The organism is Magnetococcus marinus MC-1 (assembly GCF_000014865.1).
Lineage (GTDB): Bacteria > Pseudomonadota > Magnetococcia > Magnetococcales > Magnetococcaceae > Magnetococcus > Magnetococcus marinus.
Genome location: NC_008576.1, coordinates 1,026,405 through 1,038,960, shown reverse-complemented (window position 1 = coordinate 1,038,960; position 12,556 = coordinate 1,026,405). Strand labels below are relative to the sequence as shown.

Sequence of the window (12,556 nt, the reverse complement as noted above, 5' to 3'; positions counted from 1 at the left end):
GATATGGTACAGGCTTTTCCCGGTTATACTCTTTGACCCGGGCACGTGAGCCAATGCGTTTGAGATACGCTCTGGCTGCCAGCCTATCGGTTAACCGATAATGGCCTGCACTGTGCTGGAAAGAATGGCATCCACCAACCACAGGAAGAGCGAAACAGCGACGACCATACCAAACACCACGATGGTGGTTTGCATGGTCTCTTTGCGGCTTGGCCATACGACCTTACGCATCTCACTACGCACATCACCAAGATAGGCCTTGGCTTGATCGATACGTTCCATGATGTCTACCAGCCTTCGACTTGCACCCTGTTAATAGCCTATCCAGGAGCCCTTAACGGGCTCCTGGACACAACTATATGGCAGGACAGGAGGGAATCGAACCCACAGCCCTCGGTTTTGGAGACCGATGCTCTGCCAATTGAGCTACTGTCCTATGGGGTGTGTGGTAAGAAGTAGGATCTTACTTGATCTTACCTTCTTTATGAGTGGTATGTTTTTTACACCACTTGCAGTAACGGCGTGCCACGAACTTGTCGGGCTGATTACGCTTGTTCTTGTCCGTAGTGTAGTTGCGGCGGCCGCACTCTTCGCAGGCCATGCTGATAAGTTCGCGCACGGATTTAACTCCAGATCCATAAAGGCACCCCTCCTCCCGCCTGCCATGTGGCTTTGCCGAATGATGGCTGCGGTAAGCGGAGTGGCTGCCCACTCTATCGAGGCCTATTTGGCCGTCAACATAAAGAGGCTATTATCAGTGATGTTGTTCAAAAAGTCACGCAAAAAACATGAACTCCATCACCATTTACCAACAATGCGTCAAACAATTGGATACTAAAAGATTCAATAAGTTTCTTTTCATTAAACGTTCGACGGCACCCAAAGGGTGCCGTCGAATCTCTATCTACAGACCCGTGATATTAATCGATCACTTCGGCCACAACACCTGCGCCAACAGTACGGCCACCTTCGCGAATGGCGAAGCGCAGACCTTTTTCCATGGCGATGGGGGCGATCAGTTCAACTTCCATGGTGATGTTATCACCTGGCATAACCATCTCTACACCCTCAGGCAGCTTCAACACACCGGTTACGTCGGTGGTGCGGAAGTAAAACTGGGGACGATAGTTCGAGAAGAATGGGGTGTGACGACCGCCCTCTTCTTTGGTTAGAATGTACGACTCAGCATTAAATTTGGTGTGCGGCTTGATCGAGTTGGGCGCAGCCAACACCTGACCACGTTGCACATCCTCACGCTTGGTGCCACGCAGCAGCACACCCACGTTGTCGCCAGCCTGACCTTGATCCAGCAATTTACGGAACATCTCAACGCCGGTACAGGTGGTCACAACGGTATCTTTAATACCGATGATGGCAACTTGCTCGCCTACTTTAACAATACCGCGCTCAATACGACCCGTTACCACCGTACCACGACCGGAGATGGTGAACACATCTTCAATGGGCATCAAGAAAGCTTGGTCCAGGGGACGCTCAGGCTCTGGAATGTAGGCGTCAACGGCATCCATTAACCTGTTGATCGCATCAACCCCCATCTCCGACTCTTCACCCTCAAGAGCCTTCAACGCAGAACCCTTAATGACGGGGATATCGTCGCCAGGGAAGTCGTAAGAAGAGAGAAGTTCACGCACTTCCATCTCCACCAACTCAAGCAGCTCTTCGTCATCCACCTGATCAACCTTGTTCAGGAAGACAACCAGCGCAGGCACACCAACCTGACGGGCCAGCAGGATGTGCTCGCGGGTCTGGGGCATGGGGCCGTCCGCCGCACTCACCACCAGAATACCGCCGTCCATCTGTGCAGCACCGGTGATCATGTTTTTCACATAGTCCGCGTGTCCAGGGCAGTCAACGTGGGCATAGTGACGTGCCTCGGTCTCATACTCAACGTGGGCGGTGGAGATGGTAATACCACGCTCACGCTCTTCAGGAGCGCCGTCAATTTGATCATAGGCGCGAAACTCCGCGCGACCCGCAGCCGCCATCACCTTGGTGATCGCAGCAGTCAATGTGGTCTTACCATGGTCAACGTGGCCAATTGTGCCAATGTTGACGTGGGGTTTAGTACGTGCAAACTTTTCCTTGGCCATGCCAAATACTCCGGAATTTAAGCTGGTACATTGAGCCGAAGGCGTTTTGTCTACTCAAGTAAATAATGGAGCCCACGACCGGGATTGAACCGGTGACCTCTTCCTTACCAAGGAAGTGCTCTACCCCTGAGCTACGTGGGCATATAGACGCCTGCGACACGACGATATAAGACCTAAACCGCTCTTTGTAGGCACCGATTGACATTATGCCAACCCAAGCACCTTGTTGGAGCGGGAGAGGGGAATCGAACCCCCATGATCAGCTTGGAAGGCTGACGTTCTACCACTAAACTACTCCCGCACAACAAGAGCAAATGGTGGAGGGGGAAGGATTTGAACCTTCGAAGGCTGAGCCGGCAGATTTACAGTCTGCTCCCTTTGACCACTCGGGAACCCCTCCATTTGGTAGAGGCGCAATGTATACCTCTAACGACTTTGCAGTGTCAAGCAAAATTCACAGAGAATTTTAACTTTCTGGACACTTGCGCCAACCGTTCTAAAACGACTGGCTGAACCTACCCTTCTGTTGCGGAAGTCGGAGGATGTTAGCACTCCCTCCACTGGATGCAAAGAAGGAAATGCAGATCCAGCAAAAAAAATGCTCCGCGCTGTGAAACCCCCTATTTACCAACCGCTTCTAGAATGGTCACCAAGCAGCGCACTGTCTGCTCTGTGGGGTTACGGTACTGGTGTAGTACATTTCCCCCAAAACGTGCGCTATCGCCTTTAACCAGCCGCTTACACTCGCCAGCCAGTTCTAATTCCAACGCCCCCTCCAGCACATGCAGGTACTCTTCACTGCCTGGAGGATGGGGCCGCCCCTCATAAACCGCGCCTGCTTGTAACGAGAAAATCTGCTGGAAAAAATGCAGCGCATTGCCCGGTGAAACCACCACGGCACGGTAACGGCCATCGGCGGTCTCCACCCAGCGCATCTGGTCCGCCGGTACCACCTGGATGCGCTCTCGCTCTGTCACCAATAATTGATCAATGCTTAAACCCAATGCCCGGGCTATCTTATAGACCACCGCTAGGGAGGGATTGGCGTCATCTTTCTCCACCGTTGCCAGGGTAGCGCGGGGAATTTCTGCCATATCTGCCAAGGCTTGCTGTGTTAATTTGCGCTGAGAACGTAGCTGACGAATTCGCATGCCCGCTAAATTGTTCACCATAGCCGTCGCCTTAGTTTATAAAAGCCAGTCGATATAAAAACAATTTTGTTGATATAGCACTTTATCTTCGCTACGTACAGAAAAATTTAAAAATGCTGCCGTCACCAGCCTAAGTCGGACGTCGATCCTTGAGCGTGACCCGATATTGAATGGCTTCTGCCAAATGGGCTGGCTGTATCTCTGTGGCACCCTCCAGATCCGCGATGGTACGGGCAAGTCTCTGGATACGGTGATAAGCCCGCGCCGAAAAGCCCAGTTGCTTGGCCGCTTGTGCCAGCAATGTACGGCAAGGCGCATCGAGTGCGGCCCATTTCTCTAATTGACGCCCGCTCAACCGTGCATTCACCACCCCATCGCCATTACGTGCAAACTGTTGTTGGCGTCCCACTGCAATGCGCTGGCGGATTGTTTGTGAACGCTCCTCGGACTGATTGCTCGACAGTTGCTCCCATGCCACTGGGGGGACCTCCAAGTGCAGATCAATACGATCCAGCAGTGGACCGGAAAGGCGTCCTTGATAGCGCTGGATCTCATCAGGACGGCAGCCACAGCGATGGCGGCTATCTCCCAAATGGCCGCATGGACAGGGGTTACAGGCACATACGAGCTGAAATTTGGCTGGGTAGTTGGCGGAACGACTGGCCCGTGCGATGGTAACATCCCCTGTTTCCAACGGCTCACGCAGTGCCTCAAGCACATTGCGCTTATATTCGGGTAACTCATCCAAAAACAGCACGCCATGGTGGGCGAGACTTACCTCGCCGGGTTTTGGTATGGACCCTCCCCCCACCAGCGCCACCGAGGAAGCGGTGTGATGCGGTGCCCGAAAAGGCCGCTCGGCCACCCATGGTTGCTGGGCATCCAATCGACCAGCCACCGAATAGACGGCCGAAACCTCGAGCAGCTCATCCAGCGAGAGCGGGGGTAAAATCGAGATCAGTGCACGGGCCAGCATGGATTTGCCCGAACCGGGGGGGCCGCTCATCAAAATATTATGCCCGCCCGCTGCCACAATCTCTAACGCCCGTTTGGCGTGGGCTTGCCCTTTGATTTCAGCAAAATCCACATGAGCCTCACGGTGGCAAGCTTGCGCCAAAGGATCATGTTGTACCTGATGCGGAACAATCACCCCCTCCCCCCGCAAGTGGGCCACCAATTGAGCCAGATTCTCCACCGCAATCACCGTCACCCCGGCAACCAGTGCAGCCTCGGGGGCATTCGCCATGGGCACCACCAATTGCGCATACCCAGCACGTTTGGCCAGCAAAGCGGCGGGCATGCATCCAGGCACCGGTTTAACCCGCCCATCCAGTGCCAGCTCACCCAGCAGCAGTGTCTGTTGCAGGGCCTCTTGCGCCAACACACCCATGGCGCACAACATGCCCACGGCCATGGGCAGATCGTACAGTGAACCACTTTTGGGTAGGTTGGCCGGTGCCAAATTAATGGTGACCCGCTTAGGGGGGATCTGCCACCCCCCGTTTTTCAGCGCAGCACGTACCCGGTCTTTGGCTTCGCGCACCGCGCCCTCAGGCAAACCCACCATATTCAGGCTCGGCAGACCATTGGCAAGATCCACCTCCACCTCCACGGTCTGGGCCGACACCCCCTCTAACGCGATACTATAAATACGGGCCAGCATTAGTAGACCATCCCAGTCAATCCAGGCCATAGCCAAACTGCACCCCAACCGACCACTCGCTCAAAAGGCATTTTTCATACTCTCAAATTCCAGCATACCATGGGGTATGGGTGAGCCAGCTGCGTCGCTAGGCACCCATCACCCTAACATTTTTTCAACCACTTGCTTGGTCGAGCAGCCATGCACATGATGCAGTTTGCCACGCCCATTCCGGCTGCCCATCTTAGTTGACGATGTTGCCTAGCCGGCACAAAGGAAGGGGGCCGTGCCCCCCTCTCCGTAAGCTTGACCACACTTGGCTCGCTGAAAAGCCGTTGCCTTAAGTAGAGGGCGGCGATGCGTTCTGTTAATAGACCAGCACCCGGGGCTCCAACATATCTTCCATGGCATATTTGACCCCTTCCCGACCCAAGCCAGAGTCCTTTACCCCCCCATAGGGCATGCTGTCCACCCGAAAGCTGGGCACATCATTGTGGATAACGCCTCCCACCTCCAGTTGATCTAAGGCGCGCATGACCGTCGCAAAATCCTGGGTAAACAGACCGCACTGCAAACCAAAGCGGGAGTTATTCACCAGATGAAAGGCTTCATCCATACTCTGCACTGGGGTAAGGGTCACCACCGGTCCAAAGGCTTCATCGGCATTAATGCGGCAACCGGCATCCACCTCTTCTAAAATGGTGGCGGTCATTGAGTTACCCGCCCCCACATCCGCAATGGTATTGCCGGTGACCAGCGCGGCCCCCTGATCCAGGGCTTCCTGGATCCAACCCTGCAAGCGCTCCACATTGGCCCGATCAATCACGGGGCCAAGGGTGGTTTTGGCATCCAAGGGGTCCCCAATCACCAGCGCTTGGGCTGCCTTGGCAAAGCGAGCGCGGAACTCGCCCATCACATCTTGATGCACAAAGATACGCTGCACAGAAATGCACACCTGCCCGCACTGATAAAAGGCCCCCAGGATGGCCCGTTGAATCAGATGGTCCCAATCTTTAACATTATGGTCGATAATCAGGCCCGCATTGCCCCCCAACTCCAAGACTACCTTTTTTTTGCCTGCTTCAGACTTCATTTTCCAACCCACCTCTGGCGAGCCGGTAAAGGAGAGCAGCTTAATGCGCTCATCCTCCACCAACATTTGCCCCGCCGAGCGGTTGCAGGGCACCACCGAAAAAGCCTGTTTAGGCCAGCCCGAAGCCTCTACCACCTCTGCCATCATCAATGCCGTCAAGGGGGTTAAGGAGGCGGGTTTTAACACCACCGGACAGCCCACCGCCAACGCCGGCGCAATTTTATGCACCGCCAGATTGATGGGGAAATTAAAGGGTGCAATGGCCGACACCACGCCAATGGGATATTTACGCACCAGCGCCCGCCGTCCAGACCCCATTGGGTTAATCCCCAGATCATAGGCTTCGCCATAGATCCGCGTGGCTTCACCCACCGCAATATCAAAAGTGGCCACCGCACGCGCCACCTCTAGGGTAGATTCGGCGAGGGTTTTACCATTCTCCAAGCTTAGCACCCGTGCAAATTCGGCACCCCTAGCGGCGATACCATCCCGGATTTTGGCCAAACAGGCGGCCCGTTCGTAGGGTTGCATACGGCTGGTCTGCTCCAGCGCATCCACCGCACCATCCAAAGCCCGGTCTATTTCGTGCGGACCACACTGGGCAACCGTGTCTACCAACTGATCGTTATAGGGATTATATACCTTTAGCTGCGTACCTGTTTCTACCCATTGGCCGGCCACATAGGCTTTTTTCATGGAATATCTCCTCCTCCATTGCCACCGAGCATCCCTGTTCAGGCGGACATCTATAAGCTTAACTCGACGCCATTATAAAGATCTGCACACCCCCTGTCTGCCCACAAAAAAAACGCCCCACCAGAGAGAAGCAGGGCGTTTTTTATAACGTACAACCAGGATTGGCCAGGGCGGCGAATCACTCCACCGTTTCATCCTTGCTCAACTTTTTCTCCATCTCCACCACCCGCTTTTCCAGGGCATCCAGTTGCAGACGTGCATTGGCCGCCATTTTCCGGGCTACCTCAAACTCATCACGGGTCACTAGATCAAAGTGCTCCACCCCCTCACGCACCACCTCGCGCACCTTGCGGACCATCTCTTCGCGGGTCTCCCCCACCGACGAAACAACCCCCAGCACACCCTGGGCAATACGGTCAATAAAGGCATTATCCAACTGCATGTTCTCTCTCCAGAGTATCAGGGTCACGCCTAAAGGTCCTCCTTACACGAGCCTAGGAGACGCGATAACGGCGAATGAACCGTTGGTTTATCCAAGTTTTCACCCATGCGCTGCATGGGTGCTCTCCACATTAGTCCAGTTGCTCGGATTGGATCATACTGGCATCCACAAAATCGAGCCCCGCCCGACCGTGGAAATAGCCATTGCAAAAATCTTGTCCACGGTTGAGTTCGATCAATTTTTGGCGCGCCTCAGCACCGGAGATTTTACCCGCTACCGCCTGTTTCCACAATGCCACCACCGCCACCATATTTTTACTTTGTGGTGATAAGCGCGCAATATGAACACCCCCGGCCTGCATCCGCTCCATACCATCGACCACATTAAACAGCTTGTCCGACATGGTTTGAATACCATTGACGGTAAGCAGCGGTTTGCCTTCTTGGGTGCGCATGACCATACCATCAGCATAATCACCACACTTATATTGGCAATTGGATTTGGGCAGATTAAACGCCCTAGAGGTATAACAACGCGCTGAAAAGGTAAGTGGAATTTTGCCATAGGCAAACAGCTCATACTCCACTTTAATGGCGCTTTTGGCGATCAACATGGCCACCATATCCATCGAAAGTTCCACCGGCATCACAATGCGGTCAACCCCCACGGTGGTTAGAAAATCAGCGGTCTCTGGATTGTAGGTGGTAATATGAGGTCCTGCCACGGCGGCTTGCCCCTCCCCCACATAGAGCGCCGCCATATCGTTGGCCTCATAGCGGATGCCCAGCTCTTTACAAGCCGCCACGATCTCCCGCAGAGCCTGCTGCTCAGGCTCGTTCATAACCAGCCCCAGCGTCGAGAAGACCAGCTCTTTACCCGATGGCTTGAGCGCCTCGGCCAGTTCCACCATCTCTGCTGGGTTAAGGTTGTAGCGCTTGGAGCAGACCACCTCGCCGATATAGAGAATATCTGCCTCGGTTTCAAAGGCCATTTTTTTATAAAAATCGCGGAAGCCGTTTTTACCCCAGTCAAACAGCACCGGTCCAATGGAGAGTTTCATTACTGCCAATTCTCCTGATAAGTTCCCAAAGTGTGGGTAGAGCCCTCTGAGGTTTGGTTCAGCGTACGCAACCAGCTACCCTTGGCGCGAAAACGTTCGGGATTGGCATAGTAGGCATCCACCGCCTGACGCATGGTCTTGGTCACCGTAGAGACATAGGATTTGGTGCGCTGCCGTCCTTCAATTTTTAAACTGGCCACCCCAGCTTCAATCACCTCGGGCAGCATCTCTAAAATATTCAGGGAGCTCGGCTCCTCCATCACATGATAGATATGGTCATTAGCTTCAAAGCGGCCCTTGCAGATGGTGGGATAGGCCGCCTCTTCGCCCTGTTCATACTCCGCAATCAACACATCATTAAGGCGGGTTTGCAGTTTCTCTCCCTCATTTTGAAACTGCACATGACGTGCTGGCGAACAGACCCCCTCAATATTGGGCGACACCCCGGTCACATAAGAGGAGAGATAACAGCGCCCCTCGGCCATGACACAGAGCCCGCCAAAGGCGAACACCTCTAGCTCGACATCGGTTTTCTCTTTTAAGGCAACAATCTCCGGCACATTCAGCACACGCGGCAAGATCACCCGTTTAATGCCAAAGTGTTTTTGATAAAAATTGACCGCCTCATAGTTGCTGGCCGACGCCTGCACCGACAGATGCAGCCCCAGGTTGGGATAACGTTCATGGGCATATTTTAATAAGGCCATATTGGCCACGATGACCGCATTGGCCCCATATTTGGCCGCCATGTCTACCGTGTCATACCACGCGCTGGGATCTTCAATTTGGGGATAGGTGTTAAGCACCACATTGGCTTTAACCCCATGCTGATCGCAATAGGCGATGCCTTCGATTGCCTCGGCCTCACTAAAATTAAGGCCCTCAAAGTTACGCGCATTGGTCGCATTACGAAAGCCGAAATAGACCGCATCCGCACCGGCATCCACCGCCGCTTTTAACGATGGCAGATTACCAGCCGGAGCAAGAACCTCTACTCTGTCCATGATTTCTAAACCGTTTTTCTCGTGCGTTAGCACGCCTTGCTGGGCACGAACCGCCCCAGCCGACAAACAAAAACGCGATTTATAAAGGCCCATCGCTCAGCCTTAGCCCAGCGATTTAACCACCCCAGCGGGGACTTTTACGCATTGGCACGCCAAGATGGTCCATAATCCGCGCGACAATAAAGTCCACCAAATCATCCACACTCTGCACACCGTGATAAAAACCCGGCATGGCGGGCATCATCACCGCACCCATGCGGGTCAGTTTAAGCATATTCTCTAGGTGAATCTCTGACAGGGGCGTCTCTCTGGGGACCAGAATCAGCTTACGCCGCTCTTTTAGGGCCACATCTGCCGCCCGCTCGATCACATTATCAGACATACCGTGGGCAATGGAGGCCAAAGTCCCCATGGAGCACGGACAGATGACCATGGGCCGATTGCCCGATGAACCGGAGACCTCGGGGCAGAACCAATCATCCCGCCGCAAATATTTTAACCGCCCGCCCGAATTGCTAAAGTGACTGTCTAGGCGGGCCTGTAGATCCGCATTTTCCTCTTTAAGCTCCAAACCGACCTCGTGGGTGATCACATCTTGCGCCGCGCGGGTCATCACCACATTAACCCGTTGTCCCTCCTCCAACAGACGCTCAATAAGCCGAAATCCATAAATGGCCCCTGAGGCACCGGTTAGGGCAACCAGAATGGGGTATTTTGGTTTTTCGTGTAGATAAGCACTTGGCATGTGAACCTCCTCGATGGATTGTTCTTATGGCTACAGACCTCGATCTTGGCCAGTCGGTTCACCGATTCGTTAGATCGTGGTCCATTTTTTGGTTTTATCACACCCATAGTTTACCCTAAGCTGCGGTTAGGGATCGAACAGAAAACCAAGATCACCCCATGATAATATTTAAACGCCCTGCCAAGGCGCTTAAATCATGGTACGCCCATCCCAAAAAACATAAACAAGGCGTCATTCGATTCAGACAGGGAGATACGCATGTCGGTCTATACCACCCTTACTTTGGCAGAATTGGGCCCTTTTTTAGCCCGCCATGACATTGGACAGCCCCTTAGTTTAGAGGGGATTAGCGCGGGGGTGGTCAACACCAACTATCGGCTTACCACCAGCCGTGGCATCTATATCCTCACCCTGATTGAGAGTGGTGAGCGTGATTATTTACCTTGGATGTTGGCACTGCTTGCCCACTATCGGGAACGCGGCGTGCCCTGCCCGCTACCCATTGCCGACAATCGACGCCAGATGCTACACACCCTAAAAAATCGCCCAGCGATCCTGGTTAGTTTTTTGGATGGCGAACTGCCCAACCCCCTTACCCCAGGCCACGCTTGGCAAGCGGGCCGCCTATTGGCCCGTCTGCACCATGGGGCGCAGAGTTTTGACTACCCACGCGAAAACCCCCTTGGCCCTGTCGCATGGCGCTCGATCCTTGCCCAGCTAACCCCCATGCTCCAAGAGGATGTTACCACCCTGGAGCTGTTGCAGAAAACCCTAATTGAGAGCGAAACGGTTCTATTTTGCCACAAAACCCTGCCCTCAGGCATTGGCCATGCCGATCTTTTCCCCGACAACACTCTGTTTGATGGCGAAGTGCTCACCGGTGCCATTGATTTTCACTACGCCTGCACCCTACCCTGGATTTATGATCTGGCCATCTCGCTCTGCGCCTGGGGTTTTGATGAAGAGGGGGCACCACGACCAAAGATGATGAGCGAACTCTGGCGGGGTTATGCCGAAGCGCGCCCCATTGATCCCGATGAGTTGCAGATCGTACCAGTGGCCATGCGGGCCGCCGCGCTACGCTTTAGCCTAACCCGATTACGGGATTTTCATTTTCCCCGGCAAGGGCTGCAAGTCACCCGCAAAAATCCCGCCGCTTTTCTCAGATTGCTGCATTGGTTATGGGAAAACCCATCCATTATCAAGCAACTGGGGCATCCCTAATCGAACAAGCCCCCACCACCTAGGCAGGTGCTGGGGTCTTTTTCTCTCTACCCTAACAGAAGCAATCTTTACCACATCTTACCGTCTGTTCGCCCTCGACCCGACCACGGTTTGCGCCAAGCTCAGCGCGTGATCCAGGATCCCATCACCATCACCAAACACCTGGGCCGCTAAACCGCGCGATTAAAGCCATGGCTTACCATGATTGATCGGTTACACATTAAAGCGGAAATGCATGACATCCCCATCAGCCACCCGATACTCTTTACCCTCAAGGCGTAGCTTACCCTTCTCTTTCGCCCCGGCCTCGCCCTTACAGGCAATAAAATCGTCGTAGCTGGTTACTTCGGCCCGAATAAAGCCCTTTTGAAAATCGGTATGGATTACCCCCGCAGCTTCGGGAGCCGTTGCACCCTGTTTGACCGTCCAAGCGCGCACCTCTTTAACACCCGCCGTAAAATAGGTCTGTAATCCCAGCAACCGATAGGCCGCTTGGATAAGGCGATCCAATCCCGACTCGTGCAGCCCCAAATCTTCTAAGAAGGCAGCCTTTTCATCCCCCTCCAACTCGGCGATCTCTGCCTCAATGGAGCCGCACACAGCCACCACTTCTGCCCCCTCCCCTTTGGCATGCTCGCGCACCTGATCCACCAGCGCGTGGGAGCCAGGGGTCTGCGCCGCCGCCACCAGGGATTCCGACACATTGCACAGATAGAGTACCGGCTTGTTGGTCAGAAAAAACAGCTCTGCAAGGGTCGCTTGTTCCTCTTTACTAAGGTCCAGGTTACGCATGGGCTTACCCGCATTAAAGCCCGCGATCACTTTTTCCAATGCATCCGCCTGAATTTTAGACTCTTTATCGCCACTTTTGGCTTTTTTCACCACGCTGTTGTAGCGCTTTTCTGCACTGGCCATATCGGCTAAAATCAGTTCGGTATCAATAATCTCAATATCCCGCAGCGGATCAATGCTGTTGGCTACATGGGTGATATCATCATCCTCAAAACAACGCACCAGATGCACAATGGCATCCACCTGCCGAATATGCCCCAAAAATTGGTTGCCCAGCCCCTCGCCCTTGCTGGCCCCCGCCACCAAACCGGCAATGTCCAAAAACTCCATGGTGGTGGGCAGTACCCGCTGGGGGTTAACAATGGCAGACAAAGCATCTAAGCGGGGATCCGGTACCACCACCACCCCCACGTTGGGTTCGATGGTGCAAAACGGATAGTTGGCCGATTCGGCACCCGCTGCGGTTAGGGCGTTAAAGGTTGTGGATTTACCAACATTGGGTAGGCCGACGATGCCGCATTGCAGTGCCATGGGTGTGTTCCTCTTGAGTATAGACGACTTTACTAAAACAGACACCCCAGGGACACACCAAACGC

At 54.0% G+C, this 12,556-nt stretch carries 12 protein-coding genes and 4 tRNA genes; 1 reads left to right on the top strand and 15 read right to left on the bottom strand.

Annotation, left to right across the window (positions count from 1 at the left end; genetic code table 11):
- Positions 1–90: 90 nt before the first annotated feature.
- The 14 genes from secE to MMC1_RS04210 all read right to left on the bottom strand — a co-directional run bounded on the left by secE (position 91) and on the right by MMC1_RS04210 (position 9,944).
- A complete protein-coding gene (secE, locus tag MMC1_RS04275) occupies positions 91–282 on the bottom strand; it encodes a preprotein translocase subunit SecE (protein ID WP_011712513.1) in 192 nt (63 codons plus the stop codon).
- Between the two features lie 78 nt (positions 283–360).
- A tRNA-Trp gene (locus MMC1_RS04270) sits at positions 361–436 on the bottom strand.
- 27 nt (positions 437–463) lie between these two features.
- Positions 464–619 carry a 50S ribosomal protein L33 gene (gene rpmG, locus MMC1_RS20870; protein WP_011712512.1) on the bottom strand — a complete coding sequence of 52 codons (156 nt, stop codon included), beginning with the start codon at positions 617–619 and terminating at the stop codon, positions 464–466.
- A 301-nt stretch (positions 620–920) separates the two neighbouring features.
- Positions 921–2,111 carry an elongation factor Tu gene (gene tuf, locus MMC1_RS04260; protein WP_011712511.1) on the bottom strand — a complete coding sequence of 397 codons (1,191 nt, stop codon included), beginning with the start codon at positions 2,109–2,111 and terminating at the stop codon, positions 921–923.
- A gap of 66 nt (positions 2,112–2,177) precedes the next feature.
- A tRNA-Thr gene (locus MMC1_RS04255) sits at positions 2,178–2,252 on the bottom strand.
- A gap of 86 nt (positions 2,253–2,338) precedes the next feature.
- Positions 2,339–2,412: transfer RNA gene (locus MMC1_RS04250), tRNA-Gly, on the bottom strand.
- A 14-nt stretch (positions 2,413–2,426) separates the two neighbouring features.
- Positions 2,427–2,511, bottom strand: a tRNA-Tyr gene (locus tag MMC1_RS04245).
- Between the two features lie 220 nt (positions 2,512–2,731).
- Positions 2,732–3,283: an XRE family transcriptional regulator gene (locus MMC1_RS04240; RefSeq protein ID WP_011712510.1), complete on the bottom strand. Its 552-nt coding sequence runs from the start codon at positions 3,281–3,283 to the stop codon at positions 2,732–2,734.
- Between the two features lie 109 nt (positions 3,284–3,392).
- Complete coding sequence (locus MMC1_RS04235; RefSeq protein WP_011712509.1) at positions 3,393–4,955, bottom strand: YifB family Mg chelatase-like AAA ATPase; 1,563 nt, start codon at positions 4,953–4,955, stop codon at positions 3,393–3,395.
- Positions 4,956–5,271: 316 nt separating this feature from the next.
- A complete protein-coding gene (locus MMC1_RS04230; protein WP_011712508.1) occupies positions 5,272–6,693 on the bottom strand; it encodes an aldehyde dehydrogenase family protein in 1,422 nt (473 codons plus the stop codon).
- A 178-nt stretch (positions 6,694–6,871) separates the two neighbouring features.
- The gene (locus MMC1_RS04225; protein ID WP_143711356.1) at positions 6,872–7,162 is read right to left on the bottom strand and encodes an accessory factor UbiK family protein; all 291 of its coding nucleotides are present in this window, start codon (positions 7,160–7,162) and stop codon (positions 6,872–6,874) included.
- A 103-nt stretch (positions 7,163–7,265) separates the two neighbouring features.
- The gene (locus MMC1_RS04220; protein WP_011712506.1) at positions 7,266–8,195 is read right to left on the bottom strand and encodes a U32 family peptidase; all 930 of its coding nucleotides are present in this window, start codon (positions 8,193–8,195) and stop codon (positions 7,266–7,268) included.
- Positions 8,195–9,199 (bottom strand): ubiquinone anaerobic biosynthesis protein UbiU, encoded by a 1,005-nt coding sequence (gene ubiU / locus MMC1_RS04215; RefSeq protein WP_041641961.1) that lies wholly within the window; start codon positions 9,197–9,199, stop codon positions 8,195–8,197. Before ubiU ends, MMC1_RS04220 begins: the two co-directional genes overlap by 1 nt.
- Positions 9,200–9,314: 115 nt before the next feature.
- Positions 9,315–9,944, bottom strand: a complete 630-nt coding sequence (locus tag MMC1_RS04210; RefSeq protein WP_011712504.1) for a UbiX family flavin prenyltransferase — start codon at positions 9,942–9,944, stop codon at positions 9,315–9,317.
- Between the two features lie 258 nt (positions 9,945–10,202).
- Here MMC1_RS04210 and MMC1_RS04205 point away from each other — a divergent pair, with 258 nt between their 5' ends.
- On the top strand, positions 10,203–11,168 hold the full coding sequence (locus MMC1_RS04205) for a homoserine kinase (protein WP_011712503.1): 966 nt from the start codon (positions 10,203–10,205) through the stop codon (positions 11,166–11,168).
- Between the two features lie 213 nt (positions 11,169–11,381).
- Here MMC1_RS04205 and ychF read toward each other — a convergent pair whose 3' ends face one another.
- Positions 11,382–12,491 (bottom strand): redox-regulated ATPase YchF, encoded by a 1,110-nt coding sequence (ychF, locus tag MMC1_RS04200; protein WP_011712502.1) that lies wholly within the window; start codon positions 12,489–12,491, stop codon positions 11,382–11,384.
- Positions 12,492–12,556 lie beyond the last annotated feature (65 nt).

What these genes read in the sequence shown, in the direction of transcription:
- MMC1_RS04210 (WP_011712504.1), bottom strand. Translation starts at nt 9,944, where the DNA reads ATGCCAAGTGCTTATCTACACGAAAAACCAAAATACCCCATTCTGGTT.
- MMC1_RS04205 (WP_011712503.1), top strand. Translation starts at nt 10,203, where the DNA reads ATGTCGGTCTATACCACCCTTACTTTGGCAGAATTGGGCCCTTTTTTA.
- ubiU (WP_041641961.1), bottom strand. Translation starts at nt 9,199, where the DNA reads ATGGACAGAGTAGAGGTTCTTGCTCCGGCTGGTAATCTGCCATCGTTA.
- MMC1_RS04240 (WP_011712510.1), bottom strand. Translation starts at nt 3,283, where the DNA reads ATGGTGAACAATTTAGCGGGCATGCGAATTCGTCAGCTACGTTCTCAG.
- MMC1_RS04230 (WP_011712508.1), bottom strand. Translation starts at nt 6,693, where the DNA reads ATGAAAAAAGCCTATGTGGCCGGCCAATGGGTAGAAACAGGTACGCAG.
- tuf (WP_011712511.1), bottom strand. Translation starts at nt 2,111, where the DNA reads ATGGCCAAGGAAAAGTTTGCACGTACTAAACCCCACGTCAACATTGGC.
- ychF (WP_011712502.1), bottom strand. Translation starts at nt 12,491, where the DNA reads ATGGCACTGCAATGCGGCATCGTCGGCCTACCCAATGTTGGTAAATCC.
- secE (WP_011712513.1), bottom strand. Translation starts at nt 282, where the DNA reads ATGGAACGTATCGATCAAGCCAAGGCCTATCTTGGTGATGTGCGTAGT.
- MMC1_RS04220 (WP_011712506.1), bottom strand. Translation starts at nt 8,195, where the DNA reads ATGAAACTCTCCATTGGACCGGTGCTGTTTGACTGGGGTAAAAACGGC.
- MMC1_RS04235 (WP_011712509.1), bottom strand. Translation starts at nt 4,955, where the DNA reads ATGGCCTGGATTGACTGGGATGGTCTACTAATGCTGGCCCGTATTTAT.